Annotated in this window: 16 protein-coding genes; 11 read left to right on the plus strand and 5 right to left on the minus strand. The window is 64.9% G+C overall.

Annotated features, from left to right (window positions below):
* The first annotated feature begins 149 nt into the window (after positions 1-149).
* From ACQ7JA_RS11565 to ACQ7JA_RS11605, 9 genes are all read left to right on the plus strand, one after another.
* On the plus strand, positions 150-1,412 hold the full coding sequence (locus tag ACQ7JA_RS11565) for a glycerate kinase type-2 family protein (protein WP_430897740.1): 1,263 nt from the start codon (positions 150-152) through the stop codon (positions 1,410-1,412).
* A 230-nt stretch (positions 1,413-1,642) separates the two neighbouring features.
* Positions 1,643-3,850: a TonB-dependent receptor gene (locus ACQ7JA_RS11570; protein WP_430897742.1), complete on the plus strand. Its 2,208-nt coding sequence runs from the start codon at positions 1,643-1,645 to the stop codon at positions 3,848-3,850.
* A gap of 274 nt (positions 3,851-4,124) precedes the next feature.
* Positions 4,125-5,543, plus strand: coding sequence for a sensor histidine kinase (locus ACQ7JA_RS11575; protein ID WP_430897744.1), 1,419 nt, complete (start codon positions 4,125-4,127; stop codon positions 5,541-5,543).
* A gap of 2 nt (positions 5,544-5,545) precedes the next feature.
* The gene (locus tag ACQ7JA_RS11580; RefSeq protein ID WP_430897746.1) at positions 5,546-6,289 is read left to right on the plus strand and encodes a LytR/AlgR family response regulator transcription factor; all 744 of its coding nucleotides are present in this window, start codon (positions 5,546-5,548) and stop codon (positions 6,287-6,289) included.
* A 116-nt stretch (positions 6,290-6,405) separates the two neighbouring features.
* Positions 6,406-7,335, plus strand: a complete 930-nt coding sequence (locus ACQ7JA_RS11585) for a DUF4189 domain-containing protein (protein WP_430897748.1) — start codon at positions 6,406-6,408, stop codon at positions 7,333-7,335.
* 313 nt (positions 7,336-7,648) lie between these two features.
* Positions 7,649-9,451 carry a S8 family serine peptidase gene (locus ACQ7JA_RS11590; RefSeq protein ID WP_430897750.1) on the plus strand — a complete coding sequence of 601 codons (1,803 nt, stop codon included), beginning with the start codon at positions 7,649-7,651 and terminating at the stop codon, positions 9,449-9,451.
* A 323-nt stretch (positions 9,452-9,774) separates the two neighbouring features.
* The gene (gene dinB / locus ACQ7JA_RS11595) at positions 9,775-10,866 is read left to right on the plus strand and encodes a DNA polymerase IV (RefSeq protein ID WP_430897945.1); all 1,092 of its coding nucleotides are present in this window, start codon (positions 9,775-9,777) and stop codon (positions 10,864-10,866) included.
* Between the two features lie 89 nt (positions 10,867-10,955).
* Positions 10,956-11,852 (plus strand): recombination-associated protein RdgC, encoded by an 897-nt coding sequence (locus ACQ7JA_RS11600; protein ID WP_258827364.1) that lies wholly within the window; start codon positions 10,956-10,958, stop codon positions 11,850-11,852.
* A gap of 189 nt (positions 11,853-12,041) precedes the next feature.
* Positions 12,042-12,668, plus strand: a complete 627-nt coding sequence (locus tag ACQ7JA_RS11605) for a DVUA0089 family protein (protein ID WP_430897753.1) — start codon at positions 12,042-12,044, stop codon at positions 12,666-12,668.
* Positions 12,669-12,702: 34 nt separating this feature from the next.
* Here ACQ7JA_RS11605 and ACQ7JA_RS11610 read toward each other — a convergent pair whose 3' ends face one another.
* Together ACQ7JA_RS11610 and ACQ7JA_RS11615 are read right to left on the minus strand one after the other, a co-directional pair.
* A complete protein-coding gene (locus ACQ7JA_RS11610; RefSeq protein WP_430897755.1) occupies positions 12,703-14,325 on the minus strand; it encodes a catalase in 1,623 nt (540 codons plus the stop codon).
* A 90-nt stretch (positions 14,326-14,415) separates the two neighbouring features.
* Positions 14,416-14,901, minus strand: a complete 486-nt coding sequence (locus tag ACQ7JA_RS11615; protein WP_430897757.1) for an asparaginase domain-containing protein — start codon at positions 14,899-14,901, stop codon at positions 14,416-14,418.
* A gap of 139 nt (positions 14,902-15,040) precedes the next feature.
* Here ACQ7JA_RS11615 and ACQ7JA_RS11620 point away from each other — a divergent pair, with 139 nt between their 5' ends.
* Positions 15,041-15,805 (plus strand): L-asparaginase, encoded by a 765-nt coding sequence (locus ACQ7JA_RS11620; protein ID WP_430897759.1) that lies wholly within the window; start codon positions 15,041-15,043, stop codon positions 15,803-15,805.
* Here the strand turns inward: ACQ7JA_RS11620 and ACQ7JA_RS11625 are convergent.
* Entirely contained in the window at positions 15,802-16,794 is a 993-nt protein-coding gene (locus tag ACQ7JA_RS11625) for a D-2-hydroxyacid dehydrogenase family protein (protein ID WP_430897761.1), read from the minus strand. The two genes, ACQ7JA_RS11620 and ACQ7JA_RS11625, sit on opposite strands and share 4 nt — an antisense overlap.
* 329 nt (positions 16,795-17,123) lie before the next feature.
* Between ACQ7JA_RS11625 and ACQ7JA_RS11630 the strand changes: the two genes are divergently transcribed.
* On the plus strand, positions 17,124-18,986 hold the full coding sequence (locus ACQ7JA_RS11630; protein WP_430897763.1) for a phosphoenolpyruvate carboxykinase (GTP): 1,863 nt from the start codon (positions 17,124-17,126) through the stop codon (positions 18,984-18,986).
* Positions 18,987-19,092: 106 nt separating this feature from the next.
* Here the strand turns inward: ACQ7JA_RS11630 and ACQ7JA_RS11635 are convergent, their stop codons facing one another.
* Positions 19,093-19,545 carry a DUF2214 family protein gene (locus tag ACQ7JA_RS11635; protein WP_430897765.1) on the minus strand — a complete coding sequence of 151 codons (453 nt, stop codon included), beginning with the start codon at positions 19,543-19,545 and terminating at the stop codon, positions 19,093-19,095.
* Between the two features lie 65 nt (positions 19,546-19,610).
* A complete protein-coding gene (locus ACQ7JA_RS11640; protein WP_430897767.1) occupies positions 19,611-20,987 on the minus strand; it encodes a YfcC family protein in 1,377 nt (458 codons plus the stop codon).
* Between the last annotated feature and the right edge of the window lie 8 nt (positions 20,988-20,995).

The following is a 20,995-nucleotide window of genomic DNA, read 5'->3' on the forward strand; positions in this document are numbered from 1 at the left end:
GCGTCCGAAGAGGCCCGAATTATAGAGGGTGGAATTCGAGGTGTGCAAGGGTTTTTCGAAAAAAATGTGGAACGGACGAAATTGGCAGTTTTTTACGGTCCATGCGCTTTTGTGCAACCATCGTGGTTCAGCTCAACGAGACCACCACCATGCGCACCGCACACCCTTTGCTGCACCGCCTGTTCGACGCCGCCCTGCAGGCAGCCGATCCGTTCGACCTGATCGCGCCGCACCTGCCGCCCCCGCCCAAAGGACGCACCCTGGTGCTGGGCGCCGGCAAGGCCGCCGCGCGCATGGCTGAGGCGGTCGAGCGGCACTGGCAGGGCGAACTGTCCGGCCTGGTGGTGACCCGCTACGGCCACGGCGCCCCAACCCGCCATATCGAGGTGGTCGAGGCCGGCCATCCCTTGCCGGACGAAGCGGGCGAGACGGCAGCCCGCCGCATGCTGGCGCTGGCGAGCGATCTCGGGCCGGACGACCTGGTGATCTGCCTGATGTCCGGCGGCGGCTCGGCTCTTCTTTCCCTGCCGGCGCCCGGCATCGGTTTCGACGAGAAGCGCGCGATCAACAAGGCGCTGCTGCGCAGTGGGGCGCCGATCGGCGAGATGAATTGCGTGCGGCGCCACCTGTCGTCCATCAAGGGTGGCCGCCTGGCTTTGTCCTGTCATCCAGCGCGCGTGGTCACCCTGGTGGTGTCGGACGTGCCGGGCGACGACCCGGCCGTGGTCGCATCGGGCCCGACCGTGCCCGACGGCAGCACCGGCGAAGATGCGCTCGCCATCCTCGACAAGTATGGCATCAACGCCTCGAGCGCCGTGCGCGCGGTGCTGGCCGACCCGGCATCGGCCGCGCCCCGACCCGATGATCCGCGCCTGTCCGGCAACGCGGTGCACGTCATCGTCACCGCCCAGCAGTCACTCGACGCCGCCGCGCAGCTGGCGCGCGCCGCCGGCTACACGCCCGTGATCCTGTCCTCCAGCCTGGAAGGGGAGGCGCGCGAGGTCGCCCTGGTGCACGCCGCGATCGCGCGCCAGGTCCTGCAATACGGCCAGCCGGCCGCGCGTCCCTGCGTGATCCTGTCCGGCGGCGAGACCAGCGTCACCGTCCGCGGCGGAGGAAGGGGAGGGCGCAACGCCGAATTCCTGCTGGCCCTGGCCGTCGCCCTCGATGGCCTGCCCGGTGTGCACGCCCTGGCTGCGGATACCGACGGCATCGACGGCACCGAAGACAACGCCGGCGCCTGGCTCGCCCCCGATACCTTGGCGGCCGCGCAAGCCCTGGGCCTGGATGCGAGAAGCCGCCTGGCGGACAACGACGGCTACGGCTTCTTCTCAGCGCTCAGCCAATTGATCGTCACCGGCCCCACGCGCACCAACGTCAACGACTTTCGTGCGATCGTCATCGAGCCTTGATGCATATGTGTTGTAAAACGCGCGCTTCTGTCGTGTATTTCTTGCAAATCGACATATTCATCACTGACAATACCGCCTTTATAAGTCGGCAAGATTAAGACATCCACAAGAGATGCGCTGCCGACGGGCGCGCCATAAGCGCCCGCGCCGCCAGCTGGACATCCCTGGCCGCGCCGATAAGAGAGAACGGGGACATCGGTTCTTTTATCAATCGTTAGGAAAGACTTTCCATGATCAAGATGTCCAAGATGCACAAGCGCGTGCTCGCCGCACCGCTGGCCCTGGCCGCCGCCCTGCCGGCCCAGGCCCAGACCACCGCGACCGAGAAGGCTCCCGAACTGCAGACCGTCACCGTGACGGCGCAGCGCCGCACTGAAAACATCCGCGAAGTTCCGGTGTCCGTCACCGCCCTCAAGGGCGACAAGCTCGACGTGCTGGTGTCCGGCGGCGACGATATCCGCCTGCTGGCCGGCAAGGTCCCGAGCCTGAACGTCGAATCCTCCAACGGCCGTACCTTCCCGCGCTTCTACATCCGCGGCTACGGCAACACCGACTTCAACACCTTCGCCTCGCAGCCGGTCTCGCTGGTGTATGACGACGTGGTGCAGGAAAACCCGATCCTGAAAGGCTTCCCGATCTTCGACCTGGCCAGCGTCGAAGTGCTGCGCGGCCCGCAGGGCACCCTGTTCGGCCGCAACACCCCGGCCGGCGTCGTGAAGTTCGAATCCGAGAAGCCGAAGCTGGGCAAGTCGGAAGGCTATGTCAACGCCTCCTACGCGACCCACACCACCGCCAACGCCGAAGGCGCCGTGAACATCCCGCTGAACGACAAATGGGCGATGCGCGTGTCGGCCACCGGCCAGCACCGCGACGACTACGTCAAGAACTACAGCGACGTGGCCATGACCCGCAAGCGCGGCGAGCTGGACGGCTACAACGAGCACGCCGAGCGCATCCAGGTCCTGTACAGCCCGGGCAGCAGCTTCAACGCCCTGCTGAACGTGCACCAGCGCCAGACCCAGGGCTCCGCCCGCCTGTTCCGCGCCAACCTGATCCAGAAAGGCTCGAACAAGGTCGTTCCAGGCTACGACCTCGACAGCATCGTCACCAACGCCGACAACTTCCAGAGCCTGAAGTCCAACGGCGCCAACCTGCGCCTGTCCTGGGACCTGGGCAGCGTGCGCCTGTTCTCGGTGACCGGCTTCGAGCACGTCAGCGACTACTACAGCCGCGGCGACATCGACGGCGGCACGCCAGGCGGCCCGGGCTTCATCCCCTTCCAGGTCCAGACCGGCGGCTACATCACCAATCTCGACCAGTGGAGCCAGGAATTCCGCATCGAGTCGCAGAACAGCGGCCCGCTGAACTGGCAGACCGGCCTGTACTTCTTCGACGAAGACGCGACCGGCGGCAGCGACAACTTCAACGATGCCGGCGCCCGCACCTCGCGCCTGGTCAGCAACCAGAAGAACGAAGCCTGGGCGGCCTTCGCCTCGGTGAACTACACCATCAGCCCGGCCTGGACCGTGCGCGGCGGCGTGCGCTACACCAAGGACGAGAAGGACTTCGCCACCCTGGTCAACGAGAACGTCGCCCAGATCGGCCCGCGTTCGGTCGCTACCTCGCAGGACAAGATCAACTGGGACCTGTCGGCCACCTACAAGCTGAATGACGCCGTGAACGTCTACGGCCGCGTCGCCACCGGCTTCCGCGCGCCGAGTATCGCCGCCGCATCGGCCGCGGTGCCGATCACCGTCGCCGATTCGGAAACCATCACCTCGTACGAGCTGGGCCTGAAGGCCGACCTGTTCGAGCGCCGCGCACGCACCTCGTTCTCGATCTACGACTACACCGTCAAGGACCAGCAGCTGACCGTGGTGGGCGGCAACTCGAACGTCAACCGCCTGATCAATGCCGACAAGACCAAGGGCAAGGGCGCCGAGTTCGACTTCGAAGCGGCCGTCAGCACCGCCCTGCGCGTGAGCGCCGGCGCGAGCTACAACTACACCCAGATCCGCGACGGCAGCCTGTCGGTCAACAAGTGCGCGCAGTGCACCGTGACCGATCCGGTCAACGCCGCCGGCCGCGTCGTCATCGACGGCAATGCACTGCCGCAGGCGCCGCGCTGGACCCTGAACGCGACCGCCCGCTACGGCGTGCCGTTCGCCGACGGCGAGCTGTACTTCTTCACCGACTGGTCCTACCGCAGCAAGATCAACTTCTTCCTGTACGAGGCGACCGAGTTCACCGGCGCGCCGCTGACGGAAGGTGGCGTGCGCCTGGGTTACATCTTCGGTGGCGGCAAGTATGAAGTCGCTGCCTTCGGCCGCAATGTGCTCGACCAGCGCCGCATTACCGGCGCCATCGACTTCAACAATCTGACCGGCTTCACCAACGAGCCGCGCCAGTGGGGCATCCAGGTCAAGGGCAATTTCTGAGCCTTGAACTGAGCCGCAAGGAGGCCGCGCACTGCGCGGCCTTTTTTGTTGGATTCCCGCGAAAGGCGCATCCATTCCGATAACTGCCATGTCCGTCGCAGCGGGGCTGGTGCATAATGTTGCGCCTAGTAAAGATGTCGATTCCCGTCACTTTCCTGGAATGTCGATGTCTACCTTATTCACGCAAGCAAAATCCAGCCTGGTCAGTGTTCTGATTCTTACCGGCCTCGTGTTGGCCGCTCTATCAGGCACCGTTGTCGCCGGCGTCTCCCTTTTGGCCGACTGGCTCCCATATGGATGGAAGATTCCGCATCGCGAGTTCAGCGGCTTCCTGACCCTGCTCGCGGTGCAACTCGTCTATATCGGCTTCGCGGTGCGTTTCGGTCGCGGACGGCAGACTGCCGGCCTCCTGGCCCGGTACGCCCTCGCCCTGCAGTTGCAGGCGCTGGCCGAAATGCTGATGCTCGCAGTGACTGTAGCCGTCGTCGGCTGTTGCATGCTGGTCCTGATGGGCGTCATGGGCGACCATGAGACGCAACAGGAGGTACTGGCCTACGTTTTTGACGAAGGCAGCTGGTTTTCGCTGCTCATGTCCGTACTGATGCTTCCCGCGCTGACCATGCTGGTCGGCGCCTGGCGGCTGCATGCGCTCAGCAAGACGCCTGGCGCCGTGCTGGCCGCGGCGGATGGCAGCCTCACGCAGCGCGTGCTCGTCGTTGGCGCCGATGCCGGCGACTTGCGCCAGGTGCTTACGTCGATGCTGGAACGCTTGACCGACCGGACCATGCCGGGCCTCGGCCGCCAGTGGTACACCCCGCATCCACGCCTGCTGGTCCGCGAGCTGGACGGCAGCCCGGAGTATGAACTGGTGTGGACCAACTGCCCGATGAAGCTGCTGGTGTGCGTACGCCTGAACGATGGCGGTGGCCAGAACGTGCTCGCGCGTTCCGTCCTGCGCGGCGGCTGGCACAAGCTCGCGCTGTTCGCCACGCCGCTCGACGCCCTCGCGCAAATGCAATATATCGACACCCAGCTGCTGGCGCCCCTGCGCGACCAGTTGGCGAAGGTGTCGGCCGAGCGCCAGCGCGACGCATTGCATGGCCGCGCCGTCGAAACCCAGCTGCGCATCCTGCAGGCCCAGATCGAACCGCACTTCCTGTTCAACACCCTGGCCAACGTGCGCCACCTCTACCGCAGCAGCGTCGAGGCCGGCGAAGACATGCTCGACCACCTGATCGCCTACCTGCGCAGCGCCATGGACGACCTGCGCGCCGAGGACTCGACCGTGGTGCGCGAGATGGACCTGGCCATGCACTACCTCGCCATCATGAAGATCCGCATGGGCGAGCGCCTGGCCTACCGCTTCATCCTGCCCGACGAGCTGCTCGAGCATCCCTTCCCGCCGGCGATGCTGATCTCGCTGGTCGAGAACGCCATCAAGCACGGCATCGCGGGCAGCGAGCAGGGCGAGATCGTGCTGTCGGCCAGCGTGGCTGGCGGCCAGCTGCGCCTGCGCGTGGCCGACAACGGCGCCGGCCTGTCGAGCGTGGGCGGCACCGGCGTCGGCCTGTCGAACATCCGCCAGCGCCTCGAGGCCATGTTCGGCACCGCGGCCTGGCTGGAGGTCGGCGCCGAGCCGGGCGCCGGCTTCACCGCCACCATCGTGATCCCCCTCCAGGAAAGGAAAGACTGAACATGCCCACCGCATTGCTGGCCGAAGACGAACCGCTGCTGCTGGCCGAACTGAAGGAGGCGCTGGCCGACCTGTGGCCGGAACTCGTCGTCGTGGCCGAAACGGGCGACGGTGCGGCGACCCTGGCCGCGCTGCGCCAGCATGCGCCGGACGTCGCCTTCCTCGACATCAATATGCCCAAGGCGACCGGCCTGGACGTCGCCCGCATGCGTCCGCCCGGCACCGCCATCGTCTTCCTGACGGCCTACGGTCAGCATGCGCTGGACGCCTTCGACGTCGGCGCGGTCGACTACCTGGTCAAGCCGCTCAACCGGGGGCGTCTGCTGGAGACGATCGAACGGCTGCGCAGCCGGCTCGAGCAGCCCGCGGCGCCGGCCGCGCAGCAGGCGCCGGCCGCAGCGTCCGTGCAGGCGCCGCGCTACCTGTCCTGGATCCAGGCCTCGGTCGGCAGCATGGTGCGCGTGATCACCGTCGACGAGGTGATCTTCTTCCAGTCCGACGCCAAGTACACCAGGGTAGCCACCAGCCAGGTCGAAGCCCTGATCCGGGTGCCCGTGAAGGACCTGGCGGCCCAGCTCGACCCGGAAGAGTTCATCCAGGTCAGTAGGGGCGCCATCGTCAACCGCCGCCGCATCGAAGCGATCTACCGCCGCGAGGGGCAGGTCGAGATCCGCCTGAAAGGCCGGCCCGAGGTGCTGCAGGTCAGCGCCGGCTTCCAATCCCAGCCGGCCCTGCGCCAGATGTGAACGTATTCCCCGGAATGGCCTGTCCATTCCGGAATTTGCCGCATCCGTCGCAGATGGTCTGGCGAAAAAGATGCTCTCGGGAAATGATGGTGACTCCCGCAATCACGAGAGTCATCATGAATTTCCATCGCATCCTTGCTTCTTCCTTCCTGGCCTTGGCCCTTGGTGCCGGCTCCGCCTCTGCCGCCGTTGCGGTGGCCAGTTCGTCGAACGGTCATACCTTCACCGTCACGGAAGGAAAGGACCTCGAGGAGACGAAGCTCGAAGCCCTGGCCGGATGCCGCGAACGCGGGCCGGATTGCAAGCTGCTGGCATGGAGCAGCGATCCCGCGGCGATCGCCATCGCCAAGAGCCCGACGACGACGACGGCCGTCATGCGCGACACGCCGGAAAAGGCGCGTGACGAAGCCATGAAGGCGTGCCGCAAGCAGGCCAAGGGCTGCAAGTTCAACGCACTGTATTGGGAGCCCGGCGGCGAATGGCTCGCCTGGGCCTACGCCAGGAGCGCCGAGGGGCAGTTGCTGGCGCAGTTCTATGCCTATCGCTACAGCAGCGAGGCGAAGGCACGTCAGGCCGCCCTGGACGGATGCGCGGCGGACCTGAAGGATGCCGCGGCCAAGTGCGAGGTCTTGACGAAGTGGGGCGCGTGGACGCGCGTCACCGCGGCGTCGCCGAGCTACTCCTTCCACCAGCTCGAGACCGACCGGGTGCAGGCCGAAAAGGTGGCGCTGGCGCAATGCCGCGAACAGTCGGCGCCGGGAGAGGCATGCAAGATCGTCGAAACGTTCGAGAACCGGGGACCACGGTCGAAGCCGGCGTCCTTCGACAAGGTCTTCGCTCAGACAGCTTTGGCGAAAGAGCGCGCGGCCCAGTCCCGTCCGTCGGCGCCGCCACGCGGCCGGACCTTGGCCTGCACCAACCGCTGCGTCAACGGCAGCTGCGTGCGCACCTTCGCGAACGGCCATACCGAACGCTGGGAAGCTCCCCGGGTACTCGACCCGTTCACCAACAACTGGAAATGGGATACCTCCAGCTGCGGCGGCTGAGTAGCCCTATACCTTATTGCTGAGCAAGCTGCTTTGATAAACGTCAATATAATTGTGGCGTACGATATTTGCCAAATTTAACGTTTCGCCGAAGAAAATAGGTTTCTTCAACATTGGGGCCGTCTAGTGTTGTTAATACGCCGAAATTGTATCGAATTGTCGCGCGCAAGCTCTTCCTTTCGGAGTACGCTCATTTCGCCGCATTCAGACGGCACGGGTTTGACCCGCGGTTTGTCCCAGGGTTGATACCGTTTACAACGACACAGGCGAGGGTCATTTCGCTTGACGGAAAACATCACAATGAGGAAGAAACATGAAGCAAACGCGTTCGATTCATCCTGCCATGTTGAAGATGTGTGCTGCGGTCTCGCTGGCGCTTGCCGCCACGGCGGCCGGAGCGGCGGAGCAGAAGTTCATCCTGGAGACTGATCGCATTATCGTGAAGTACAAGGATGCCGTCCCGGCATCGAAGGCCGTCGGCCAGGCCCAGGCGCGTGTCGCCACCGCCCTGAGCGCCGACCGCAAGGCCCGCCTCGAGCGCGCCGGCCAGGAGTTCGGCATGCTGGTCAGCGAGAGCCACGCGATCTCGACCGGCGCCCGTGTTTTCAAGCTCAATGGCCGCAAGCACCTGAACGAGGTGAAGAAGCTGGCCGCCGAGATGATGGCGCGCGATCCGAACATCGAGTACGCCGAGCCTGACCGCATCATGACCCACATGGCGACGGCGAATGACCCGTATTACGCCCAGCAGTGGCACTACACCGACTCGGTCGGCGGCCTGCGCCTGCCGACCGCCTGGGACCTGTCCACCGGCACCGGCGTGGTCGTGGCCGTGATCGACACCGGCTACCGTCCGCACGCCGACCTGAGCGGCCAGATCCTGCAGGGCTATGACTTCATCAGCAGCGCCACCATCGGCAACGACGGCAACGGCCGCGACACCGATGCGAGCGACCCGGGCGACCGCGTGGTCGCGGGCGAATGCTACGCCGGCTCGCCGGCCTCGAACTCGAGCTGGCACGGCACCCACGTGGCCGGCACCGTGGCCGCACGCACCAACAACAGCCTGGGCGTGGCCGGCGTGGCGTACAACGCCAAGATCGTGCCGGTGCGCGTGCTCGGCAAGTGCGGCGGCTACACCTCGGATATCGCCGACGCGATCACCTGGTCTTCGGGCGGCACCGTGAGCGGCGTGCCGGCCAATGCCAACAAGGCCAAGGTGCTGAACCTGTCGCTGGGCGGCGGCGGCGCCTGCGATGCAACGACCCAGAACGCCATCAACGGCGCCCGCTCGCGCGGCGCGGTGGTGGTGGTGGCGGCCGGCAACGACAACATGAACGTCAGCAACGCCAGCCCGGCGAACTGCTCGGGCGTGGTCGCGGTCGCGGCGACCGGCAAGACCGGCGGCCGTGCGTCGTACTCGAACTACGGCACCCTGGTCGACGTCGCAGCCCCGGGCGGCGACGGCAGCTACAGCGTGATCTCGACCCTGAACGCGGGCACCAACGCGCCGGGCGCCGACAACTACGCCGGCTACCAGGGCACCTCGATGGCCACCCCGCACGTGGCCGGCGTCGCCGCCCTGATGTTCGCGGCCAAGTCGACCCTGACCCCGGACCAGGTGGAAAGCATGCTGAAGTCGACCGCGCGCGCCTTCCCGGCGACCTGCTCGGGCTGCGGCACCGGCATCGTGGACGCCACCGCCGCCGTGAACGCGGCAATCGGCGGCGGCACCACGCCGACCGGCCCGACGATCAATGAGACGGAGTCGAACAACACGACCGGCACCGCCAACCTGATCTCGACCACCGGCACCACCGTCAACGGCAATCTGGGCAGCACCACCGACACGGACTACTTCCGCGTAGACCTGCCGGCCGGCAAAACCCTGAGCGCCACCATGACCCCGGGCAGCAGCACCGCCGACTACGACCTGTACGTGTACAACAGCTCCGGCACCCAGCTGGGCGCCAGCGAAAACCCGGCCGGCGCGGTGGACAGCGTCACCAGCGCCAACACCGGCACCGCAGCGTCGACCCGCTACGTGCGCGTGGTGTACTACAGCGGCGGCACCGGCTCGACCAGCGGCAAGTACAGCCTGAAGCTGAGCTGGTAACAGTCGAGGACGAAGCGGCGCTGCTCCCCTTGCGCCGCCTTCATCCGGGAACGCGCGGCATGCCGCGCGTTCTTTTTTTTTGGGGTGTTGAATTCCGCTTTTTCGTAGCGTGGACGGGGTAATTTCGGGCAGGTGCCCGGAATTACGAACGCGCGTTCAAACAGTCGGTGAATAATCTGTGCGCGTCAGTGCATCGGATAGTCGAACGCCCGGACGGCGAAGCCGTCCACCCTACGGTATTGCAGAAACTCCACTTTGCACCGATACTGTATGCAATTACAGTAGTCGCCCCCGCCGCCCGTGTGAACGCTCCGCTCCGTAAAATCATCCACTGCGATTGCGACTGTTTCTATGCATCGGTCGAGATGCGCGACGATCCTTCGCTGCGCGGGCGTCCGCTCGCCGTCGGCGGCCGTCCCGACCAGCGCGGCGTGATCGCCACCTGCAACTACGAGGCGCGCCGCTTCGGCATCCATTCGGCCATGGCCACGGCCCAGGCCATGAAGCTGTGCCCGGGCCTGCTGGTGATCCCGCCGGCAATGGAAAAATACCGGATCGCCTCGCGCCAGATCATGGACATCTACCGCGACTATACGGAACTGGTGGAGCCGCTCTCGCTCGACGAAGCCTACCTCGACGTCACCGATTCGCCGCACTGCAAGGGCAGCGCCACCCTGATCGCGCAGGAGATCCGGCGCCGCATTTTCGAGACCGTCGGCATCACCGCCTCGGCCGGCGTGGCGCCGAACAAGTTCGTGGCCAAGATTGCCAGCGACTGGAACAAGCCGGACGGCCTGTTCCTGGTCCGCCCGGAAGAGGTCGACGCCTTCGTGGCCGCGTTGCCGGTCAAGAAGCTGTATGGCGTGGGCAAGGTGACGGCCGAGAAGATGAACCGGCTCGGCCTGCAGACCTGCGGCGACATGCGCAGCTGGCCCATCGAGCGGCTGACCGAGCACTTCGGCAGCTTCGGCTACCGTTTGTATAGCCTCTGCCGCGGCGTCGATACGCGCGAAGTGAACACCTCGCGCGAGCGCAAGTCGATCAGCACCGAGGAAACGTATACACCGGACGTACCCGACCTGGACAGCTGCCTGAAGCTCCTGCCTGACCTCTACGAGCACTTGCTCGGCCGTATCAAGCGCAACGGTGCCGAAAAGTTCATCAACAAGCTTTTCGTGAAAATCAAGTTCTCGGACTTCCAGCAGACGACGGTGGAGTGTGTTGGCTATGCGCCACATATTCCGACCTATGCGCGTCTCATGGAGACCGGCTGGGCCCGCGCCAGCCGCCCCGTGCGCCTGTTGGGCGTCGGGGTGCGGCTGGGCGATACCGAGACGGTCGAGCAGCTGCGCCTGTTCGATGACACCATGCCGGAAGCCATCGTCGAGGCCGTTGGCGACCCGACAACAGATTAACTTTTTTCCCACCGCTGCCGGCTTGGATTGCCGCTGAGCAGCTAGAATGTCGTTCCCCAGAATTTTGCAAACAATCGGATAACACGCGTATGTGGTTCAAGAATCTCCAGATTTATCGCCTGCCCGCTCCCTGGGCATTCAACCCGGAACAGATGGAAGAAGCGCTGCAGTCGCAGGCTTTCACGCCCGCCAGCAGCAACGAACTGCTGCGCCAGGGCTGGGATTCGCCACGCGGTAACGGCAAGCTGGTCCACGTCGTCAACAAGCAGATGCTGATGATGCTGGGCAGCGAGAAGAAGCTGCTGCCGAGCTCGGTCATCAACCAGGTCGCCAAGGCCAAGGCCGCCGAGCTGGAAGAACAGCAGGGCTTCCCGCCGGGCAAGAAGGCAATGAAGGACCTGAAGGAACGCGTGGCCGACGAACTGCTGCCGCGCGCCTTCTCGATCCGCAGCAACGTCTGGGTCTGGATCGACCCGGTCAACGGCTGGCTGGTGGTCGACGCCGCCAGCCCGGCAAAAGCGGACGACGTCATCAAGATGCTGCTGAAAGCCGTGGACCGCATGCCGCTCGAATCGCTGCGCGTGCAGAAATCCCCGGTGGCCGTCATGACCGGCTGGCTGGAAGCCGACGAAGCGCCGTATGGCTTCACCATCGACCAGGACACCGAACTGCGCGCCACCGGCGAAAGCCGCGCGGCCGTGCGCTACGTGAAGCACACCCTGGAGCCGGACGACATCCGCCGCCACATCGCCGCCGGCAAGCAGTGCACCCGCCTGGCCATGACCTGGAACGACCGCATCAGCTTCGTGCTGACCGAGTCGCTGGCGATCAAGAGCATCAAGCCGCTGGACGTGATCAAGGAAGGCGAAGCCGTCACCTACAGCGACGACGAGCGTTTCGACAACGACATCACCCTGATGACGGGCGAGCTGGCCAAGCTGCTGGCCGACGTCGTCGAGGCCCTGGGCGGCGAAGCCAAGGCCTGATTCACCGCTTCATCCGGGCTGCATATGCAGTCCGGGTAAGCTCTCTCAAATGGTACTGTCGAGCAGTTTTACATTTCGATTGTGCCATGAAACATTTTCCCTTATTTAACATTGACTTAGCGGGCAGGCATACTCTTTGCTAAAAGTCGGCGGCGTACTTTTGACCAACTCTCCAAAGGAGCCGCTGTAATGAAACTCAAGAAACTCGTCACACTCGCCCTGTTCGGATTCGCCTCGATCGCCCACGCCGACAACATCTCCTTCACCGGCAACTTCACCTACGATAACGATGTGCAGCGTTTTAACTTCACGCTGGCCGAAACATCGACCGTGACCCTGCGCAGCTGGTCCTATGCGGGCGGCGTGAACGCGGCCGGGCAGGCCATCGGGCGCGGTGGCTTCGATCCGATCCTGGCCCTGTTCTCGGCAGACGGCGTGCGCATCGACGAACAGGACGATGCCGGTTGCTCCCTGGTCGATGGCGATGCCGTGACCGGCGCCTGCTTCGACGTGAACTTCACCCGTGAGCTGGCTGCCGGCAACTACATTGTGACGATCCAGCAGTTCGATAATTTTTCGAATGGCGACCTGGCCGATGGCTTCGAATTCGACGGTTTCGGAAATCGCGATTTCCGCGATGGCTTCGTCGACGCCGAAGGCGACAAGCGCGATGGCCACTGGGCCTTCGATATCCTGAACGTCAACAGCGCCGAGATCCCGGACGAGGTTCCGGAGCCTGCAAGCATGGCGATCCTGGCTGCCGGCGTGGCAGGCATGGGCCTGGCGCGCCGTCGCAAGGCGAAGCCGCAGGCATAAAGTGAAAGCGCCGTCGCCGGCGCTTTCATCTCCTTTACTTCGTGGCGACTTCTTCGCTGGTGGCCGGTTCCCGGCTTCCCCCGTCGCCACGCTCGAGCTTGCCGCTCGAATAGGTCGGCCCCTGCCGCTTCTCGTGCGGGGCCGGCTTGCCCGGCAGCGGCGGCAGCGCCCTGGCCTTCTCCAGGTCGATGCCCGCCACTTCCGCCACGCGGCGGCCGTAGTCCTCGTCGCAGTGCCACAGGTGCCACACCATGCGCAGCTGTATCGGCTCCGGACATTTCCTCAGGTCGCCGCCGACATTGTTGACGAGGTCGTCGCGCTCCCAGTCCTCGAAGGTACGGTAGCGCGCGCCGGCCTGGGCGTAGTCGTCCGCCGTGCGGGTGGTCTGGTAGCGGCCCAGGTGGCCTTCGACCCACTGGTGGTATTCCTTCCCGGGCTTGGGCGCTTCCCGGTAGCCGCCCATCAGGCTCGGCTCGTAGTTGATGTGCTTGTCCTCTCCGCGGCCGTCCACGTAGAAGGTCATCTGGCCGTCGCGCTGGTTGGTGCGCGCCGCCGCGCCCGCCTGCGGCTGGTTGATCGGCAGCTGCAGGTAGTTCGGCCCGACGCGGTAGCGCTGGGTGTCGGAATAGGAGAGGGTGCGGCCCTGCAGCATCTTGTCGTCCGAGAAGTCGATGCCGTCGACCAGCACGCCGGTGCCGAAGGCCGATTGCTCGGTTTCCGCGAAGACGTTGTCCGGATTCTTGTTGAGGACCAGGCGGCCCACCGGCAGCAGCGGGAACTGGTCTTCCGGCCAGCGCTTGGTGTCGTCCAGCGGATCGAAGTCGAGCTCGGGGTGCTCGCCGTCGCTCATGATCTGCACGCAGAACTCCCATTCGGGGAAGTCGCCGCGCTCGATCGCATCGTAGAGGTCGCGCGTGGCGTGGCTGGTGTCCTGGGCCTGGATCTCGGCGGCCTGTTGCGCGGTAAGGTTGCGCACGCCCTGCTTCGGTTCGAAATGGAACTTCACGAGGTGGGCCACACCCTGGTCGTTGACCAGCTTATAGGTGTTCACGCCGGAGCCTTCCATCTCGCGGTAGGTCGCGGGAATGCCCCATGGGCTCTTGACCCAGGTAATCACGTGCAGCGCTTCGGGATGGCTGCAAATAAAATCGTAGAAGCGCCAGGGCTCCTGCTGGTTGGTGACCGGGTCGGGCTTGAAGGCGTGGATCATGTCCGGGAACTTGATCGCATCGCGGATGAAGAAGACTTTCAGGTTATTGCCCACCAAGTCCCAGTTGCCATCGACGGTCTTGAACTTGATGGCGAAGCCGCGCGGATCGCGCGCCGTCTCGGGCGATTCCCTGGCGCCGATCACGGTCGAGAAGCGCACGAACACCGGGGTCTGCACGCCGACCTCGTTCAGCACACGCGCCCGGGTGTACTTGCCGGCCGGCTCGCCGCCGATGGTGCCATAGGCTTCGAAATAGCCGTGGGCGCCGGTGCCGCGCGCATGCACCACGCGTTCCGGAATGCGCTCGCGGTCGAAGTGCGTGATCTTTTCGATGAACTGGTAATTCTCGAGCGTGGCCGGACCACGTTCGCCCACCGAGCGCAAGGACTGGTTGTCGCTGACGGGGTGACCCTGGCGGGTGGTCAGGATGGGACGCTGCTCGCTCATTGCTCTCTCCTCCTTGCACATTCGAAGAGGGCAGTATAGGAAGAGGCCGCACGGGGCAGCGCGCGGCTGCCCTGCGGAAAAAGCAGATGCTTAAAGCTGCTGGAACACGCCGGCCGCGCGGTTCTTGGTGACGTTATCCCATGGGAAAACCTGGCCATTCATGGCGACGTAGACGCCTGCCGGCAGGGTTTGCGCCACGCCGCAGGCGAAGCCGAGGTTGAACAGGGCGTCCGAATTGGCGATCTCGTAGGGGATCATGGCGCCGGTGAGCACGACGGTCTGGCCGAGGTCTGCGCCGCCCAGCACGGCCGCCGTTTCGCGCATGGTGTCGGTGCCGTGGATGATCACGATGGCCTTCTCTTTTGCAGCCTGGCAGGAAGCCAGTACGCGCTGGCGGTCCGGGTCCTGCATGTCGAGCGAGTCGAGCAGGGGCAGCACCTCCAGCTCGCACGGCACGGTCATGCGCGAGCGCGCGATCACGGCCGGCAGGTGGCTTTCGGCAAAGCCGAGCACGCCGTTCAGTTCATTGTAGTGTTTATCGAAAGTGCCGCCGGTGGCGATGATTCGCAAAGTCATGTTGGTTTGTCCACGTGCAGAAAAAAGGTGGGTAATGATAGCCTCAAACGGTAGTGTATCCATATGTGACTGCGCTAGAATCGTCCGGATCGGATGAGTAGACTCGTCCCTACTTTCCACCTTTCACCGTCTTATTCCCATGAAAGCCGTCGCACCAGGCACCGTCATTTTCCACCGCCATCGAGGCTATGGCGTGATCACCCACGTCAATCTCCTGACGGGGTGGATCTCGGCGCGCTTCGGCAGCGAGCAGCGCACCCTCGACCTGAACCTGTCCAGTGACGAGGTGCAGCACGCGGATGGCGAACCGATCCTGTTCCGCCGCGCGCCGCCGGACCGCATGCCGCATGCGCGCCTGATGGACGTGGTGCGCGCGCTGCACAAGGCCGGCTACCAGAAGCTGTATCTGTATTCCTGGCCCAAGCCCTCCGGCCTGCACTGGCGCTGGCATTTATTCACGGGCCCGCGCAACTGGATGCAGCGCACCTGGCGCGAAGGCTGGTATGGCTCGGGCGCGGACTACAACAACAACCCCGTGATGGGCTGGGGCGATTCGCCGGGCGCGACCACCGAAGAACTCATCCACGCGCTGGCGAAGTTCGATCCGCAGGGTCTGGCGCAGGCGCTGGGCCGCGACGAAGACCACACGGCCTGGTTCGCCCAGGTCTGCGATCTGCTGCTGCCCGGCTATATGTACAGCCTCAATATGGAGCGCCCGGCGGACGGCAAGCTCATCGAGGCGCCGCCGGTGCCGGTGGTGCCGGTGCGCGCCGGCCTGCAGCCCTATGCGGGTCCGGCCATCGGCTGGCCACCCGGCTGGGCAGGGCTGTGGAGCGGCGCCCACGTGATGCCGCTGCGCCGGCCCAGCTTCACCGGCGAGCCTGAAGTAAAGCAGGAAAGCTAGCGCTTGCCCAATGCCTCGGGGTTGAGGATATTGTCCGGCTGCCCCGCGGCGAAGCGCACCACGTTCTCGAAGGCCGTCTGGAAATAGATCTCGTAGCTGTCCTGTTCCACATAGCCCAGGTGCGGCGTCGCCAGCACCGTCGGGATGCGCAGCAGCGGCGAGTCCGGCTTCAAGGGTTCATTGCTGAACACATCCAGCGCGGCATAGCCCGGACGGCCTGAACGCAGGGCCTGCTCCAGCGCCCCTTCCTCGACCAGTTCGGCGCGGCTGGTATTCACGAACAGGGCATCCGGCTTCATGCGCGCGAAATCCTCGGCTTTCACGATGCCGCGCGTGGCATCGAGCAGGCGCAGGTGCACCGTCAACACGTCCGCCTGGGTGAACAGGGCCTCGCGCGAGACCGCCGCCTCGAAACCGTCGTCCCGGGCAGCCTGGCGGCTGCCTTCGCTCCCCCACACCAGCACGCGCATCCCGAAAGCCCGCGCATAGCCCGCCACCAGGCGCCCGATCTTGCCGTAGCCCCAGATCGACAGGGTGCGTCCGCGCAGCGAGCGGCCCAGGCCGTTGAGCACGGGGTTGATCGAGGCCGTCTGCCACAAGCCTTCTTTCAGATTGTTTGCATAAGGCACGATCTTGCGGCTGGCGGCCATGATCAGGGCCCAGGTCAGTTCGGACGGCGCTACCGGCGAACCGATGCCTTCGGCGATCGCGATGCCGTGTCCGGTGGCCGCCGCCACGTCGATATGGCCGCTGACCTTGCCGGTCTGCGAGATCAGCTTCAGGTTCGGTAGCCGGTCCAGCAGGGCGGTAGGGAAGGCAGTGCGTTCGCGGATGAGCACGAGGGCCTCGTAGGGCGCCAGCCGGATCGCCAGCTGTCCCAGCCCACGTGCTGAATTATTAAACACTTTCACTTCGTGGCCGTCGAGCAGGCGGAAGCAGGAAAGGCCGCGCACGGCGTCCTGAAAATCGTCGAGAACAGCTATTTTCATGTGAGTTGCTTCTGGTTAAGGGACTGCGCGTAGCGAAATAACAGCTTCTAAAAAGATCATAAATAGCCTACTACATTAGTCGGGCAATTTTGACTACTTTTTTGTAGTAGCAGAGCTAAATCGGCGTTTTACGGGTGTACAATCGGCCAATTCTTGAGGGTTTGACACGCTTGTGCCGGCCCCTGCAGCACCTTTTCCGGTCTCCCTGCGAGGCCGTCGACAAGACCGCCGTCACCGCCGCGCTCCGCTGGAGCGACCAGCCATTCTAAGGCACGGCCAGACGGACGATCCTGCCGTGACAGTATTCTTAATTGGCATTGGAGGTATCTATGAACCAGCCCGTGATGGGCGGCGTCGCCGCACTGAACGTTCCAGCTCACGTCAAACACCAGCAGCTCATCAACTGGGTGGCGGACATCGCCGCCCTGACGAAGCCTGACAGCATCTACTGGTGCGACGGTTCCGAGGAAGAGTACGACCGCCTCTGCGCGCAGATGGTCGAAGCCGGCACCATGAAGAAGCTCAACCCGGCGAAGCGCCCGAACTCCTACCTGGCCTGGTCGGACCCCTCGGACGTGGCCCGCGTCGAAGACCGCACCTACATCTGCTCGGCAACGAAGGAACAGGCTGGCCCCACCAATAACTGGATGGACCCGGCCGAGATGCGCCGCACCCTGAACGGCCTGTTCGACGGCTGCATGGCGGGCCGTACCCTCTACGTGGTGCCGTTCTCGATGGGCCCGCTGGGCTCGCCGATCGCCCACATCGGCGTCGAACTGTCCGACTCGCCCTATGTCGCCGTCAACATGCGCATCATGACGCGCATGGGCAAGGCCGTGTTCGACGTGCTCGGCAGTGACGGCGACTTCGTGCCCTGCGTGCACACCGTCGGCATGCCGCTGGCCGCCGGCCAGAAGGACGTGCCGTGGCCGTGCAACGCCACCAAGTACATCGTCCACTACCCGGAAACCCGCGAGATCTGGTCCTTCGGCTCGGGCTACGGCGGCAACGCGCTGTTGGGCAAGAAGTGCTTCGCACTGCGCATCGCCTCGAACATGGGCTACCAGGAAGCACAACAGGGCGGCACCGGCTGGCTCGCCGAGCACATGCTGATCCTGGGCGTCGAGTCCCCGAAGGGCGACAAGAAATACGTGGCGGCCGCCTTCCCCTCGGCCTGCGGCAAGACCAACTTCGCCATGCTGATCCCGCCGAAGGCCTTCGACGGCTGGAAGGTCACCACCATCGGCGACGACATCGCCTGGATCAAGCCGGGCGCGGACGGCAAGCTGTACGCCATCAACCCGGAAGCCGGCTACTTCGGCGTGGCCCCGGGCACCAACGACAAGACCAACCCGAACTGCATGGCCTCGCTGCGCGAGAACGTCATCTTCACCAACGTCGCGCTGACCGACGACGGCGACGTCTGGTGGGAAGGCATGACCAAGGAAGCCCCGGCACACCTGATCGACTGGCAGGGCAAGGACTGGACCCCGGCCCTCGGGACCAAGGCCGCCCACCCGAACGCGCGCTTCACCGTCGCCGCGACCCAGAATCCGGTCATCGATGCCGCCTGGGACGATCCGGCCGGCGTGCCGATCTCGGCCTTCATCTTCGGCGGCCGCCGTTCGACCACCGTGCCGCTGGTCACCGAAGCCAACAACTGGGTCGAAGGCGTCTACATGGCCGCGACCATGGGCTCGGAAACCACCGCCGCCGCCGCCGGCCAGATGGGCATCGTGCGCCGCGACCCGTTCGCGATGCTGCCCTTCATCGGCTACAACATGAGCGACTACTTCCAGCACTGGCTGGACCTGGGCAAGAAAATCGAAGCCAAGGGCACCGCGCCCAAGATCTTCTGCGTCAACTGGTTCCGCACCGGCGAGGACGGCGGCTTCGTGTGGCCGGGCTACGGCGACAATATGCGCGTGCTGAAGTGGGTGCTTGACCGCGCCGAAGGCACGGCGCCGCAAGGCCAGCAGCATATCTTCGGCACCTCGCCGAACTACCGCGACCTGAACTGGGAAGGCGTGGAGTTCACCGAAGTGCAGTTCACCCAGATCACCTCGATCGACAAGGATGCCTGGACCGAAGAACTGAAGCTGCACAGCGAACTGTTCGAGAAGCTGGCTTACCGCCTGCCGCAGGAACTGGTGGATACCAAGCAGCAGCTCGAGCAGCGCCTGGGCGCGTAAGCATCATGGAGTAGGGGGAGTGGCAGAGGCGGCGCAGACCGCCGGCCAATGAAGAAGGGACAGGCGAATGCCTGTCCCTTTTTTCATGTCCGGCGTGCCGGCCGGCTCAGTAGCCGATCCCGCGCGCCATCGCCGCCGCAAAGATCGGGATCAGGGCGAACACGTGGATCTCGGCCAGCAGGATGCGGCGCAGCTTGCCGATCTCTTCCTGCGGCGGTACGAAGGCGGCATCCAGCTTGAGGCGCTTGCGCCAGGCCGCGATACGCATGGTGGGCTGGATCGACAGGATGCCGACCACGCCAAAGGCAGCGATCTTGGCCCAGAACAGCGGGTTTTCCAGGTAGAAGTCCGCCCCCTTGGCGCCGTGCCACACCCGCCCGAAGCCGATGACGAGGATGGCCAGCGCCAGCAGGCCGTAAGCCGCATCGAAGCGTCCCAGCAGGCGCACCGTGTGCGGCGACATCGCCGCGGGACGCATCAGGGCCAGCTCGGCGGCCAGCACGGCCGCGATGCCGAAGACGATCAGGTGATGGACGCTGGCAACGAAGAAATCGATCATGGTGAAAGATTGGATGAGATGGGTCTCCAATGTGTCCCGACAACGGTCTACTGTCAAGGCGCCGCTCAGTTCCATCCCATCAGGACCGGCGGAATGAGCAGCAGCAGGGCCAGTACCAGGTAGATCAGCTGCAGCGGGATCATCCACTTCGCCCAGGTCAGCCAGGGGATGCGCGCCAGCGCCAGCACGCCGACCGTGATGCCGGAAGTCGGGATCATCGGCGTGGACAGTTCGCCCAGCTGGAAGGCGAGGATGGCGGTCTGGCGCGACACCCCCACCAGGTCCGCGAGCGGCGCCATGATCGGCATCGTCAGCGCGGCCTGGCCGCTGCCCGAATGGATGAAGAAGTTGATCACCGACTGGATCAGGTACATCTTCTGGGCCGCGAACACCGGGTGGCTCGACTGCACCAGCGGCAGCAGTTCGTGCAGCATGGTGTCGATGATGTTGGCCTCGCGCGCGATCACCATGGTGGCGCGCGCGATCGCGATGACGAGGGCGGTCGGCGCCAGGTCCTTCACGCCCTGCATGAAGGCGGCCACCCAGTTGTCGGCGCCGAGGCGCGCAACCAGGCCCACCACGATGGCCATGGCCAGGAACAGGGCTGCGATCTCGTCGATGAACCAGCCGTACTGCACCACGCCCACCACCATCGCGCCCAGGGTCAGCGCGAAGATGCCCAGCACCGCCGCATGGCGCCCCGTCATGCGCTCGTGCTCGTGCGCGGACACCTCGGGCATCTCCTGTCGCTTGCTCTGGTCCAGCACATAGGTCGGGCTCAGGGCCGGGTTGCGTTTCACGCGCGCCGCATACCACATCAGGAAGGCGATGGTGACCAGGGTCGCCGAAGCCCAGACGATCAGGCGATAACCCATCCCCGAGAACACCGGCACGCCCGCGATACCCTGGGCGATGCCGACATTGAAGGGATTGAGAAAGGCCGCGCCGAAGCCGACCTGCGAACCCAGGAAAGGAATCGAGACACCGGTCACGGTGTCGTAGCCCAGCGCGAGCGCGAGCGGCACGAAGATCAGGATGAAGGGGATCACCTCCTCGTTCATGCCGAAGGTGGCGCCGCCCAGCGAGAACATGGTGACGAAGACAGGGATCAGGAGCGTGCGTACCAGCTGCGAGCGCGTATGGGCGCGCACGACGGAACGGATCGCGGTGTCGATCGCCTCGGTCCGCTGCAGTACCGCGAACGCACCGCCGACGAACAGGACGAAGCCGATGATCTGGGCCGACTCCACGAAGCCCCTGATGGGTGACTTCAGCAGCGCCACCAGGCCCTGCGGCTTGCTGTCGACATAATGGAAGGACGCGGGGTTGACCAGCTGCCTGCCATCGACCAGGTGGGTCTCGTATTTCCCGCCGGGGACGAGCCAGGTCGCCAGCGCGATCAGGACCAGGATGATGAACAGCAGCACGAAGGTGTTGGGCATTCGAAGAC

Origin of the sequence: Massilia sp. BKSP1R2A-1 (assembly GCF_050586525.1) — a bacterium.
Taxonomy (GTDB): domain Bacteria; phylum Pseudomonadota; class Gammaproteobacteria; order Burkholderiales; family Burkholderiaceae_D; genus Telluria.

Coding starts and splice junctions, on each gene's coding strand:
- ACQ7JA_RS11565 (WP_430897740.1), top strand. CDS start 150: ATGCGCACCGCACACCCTTTGCTGCACCGCCTGTTCGACGCCGCCCTG.
- ACQ7JA_RS11570 (WP_430897742.1), top strand. CDS start 1,643: ATGATCAAGATGTCCAAGATGCACAAGCGCGTGCTCGCCGCACCGCTG.
- ACQ7JA_RS11580 (WP_430897746.1), top strand. CDS start 5,546: ATGCCCACCGCATTGCTGGCCGAAGACGAACCGCTGCTGCTGGCCGAA.
- ACQ7JA_RS11585 (WP_430897748.1), top strand. CDS start 6,406: ATGAATTTCCATCGCATCCTTGCTTCTTCCTTCCTGGCCTTGGCCCTT.
- ACQ7JA_RS11590 (WP_430897750.1), top strand. CDS start 7,649: ATGAAGCAAACGCGTTCGATTCATCCTGCCATGTTGAAGATGTGTGCT.
- ACQ7JA_RS11600 (WP_258827364.1), top strand. CDS start 10,956: ATGTGGTTCAAGAATCTCCAGATTTATCGCCTGCCCGCTCCCTGGGCA.
- ACQ7JA_RS11605 (WP_430897753.1), top strand. CDS start 12,042: ATGAAACTCAAGAAACTCGTCACACTCGCCCTGTTCGGATTCGCCTCG.
- ACQ7JA_RS11610 (WP_430897755.1), bottom strand. CDS start 14,325: ATGAGCGAGCAGCGTCCCATCCTGACCACCCGCCAGGGTCACCCCGTC.
- ACQ7JA_RS11615 (WP_430897757.1), bottom strand. CDS start 14,901: ATGACTTTGCGAATCATCGCCACCGGCGGCACTTTCGATAAACACTAC.
- ACQ7JA_RS11620 (WP_430897759.1), top strand. CDS start 15,041: ATGAAAGCCGTCGCACCAGGCACCGTCATTTTCCACCGCCATCGAGGC.
- ACQ7JA_RS11625 (WP_430897761.1), bottom strand. CDS start 16,794: ATGAAAATAGCTGTTCTCGACGATTTTCAGGACGCCGTGCGCGGCCTT.
- ACQ7JA_RS11630 (WP_430897763.1), top strand. CDS start 17,124: ATGAACCAGCCCGTGATGGGCGGCGTCGCCGCACTGAACGTTCCAGCT.
- ACQ7JA_RS11635 (WP_430897765.1), bottom strand. CDS start 19,545: ATGATCGATTTCTTCGTTGCCAGCGTCCATCACCTGATCGTCTTCGGC.
- ACQ7JA_RS11640 (WP_430897767.1), bottom strand. CDS start 20,987: ATGCCCAACACCTTCGTGCTGCTGTTCATCATCCTGGTCCTGATCGCG.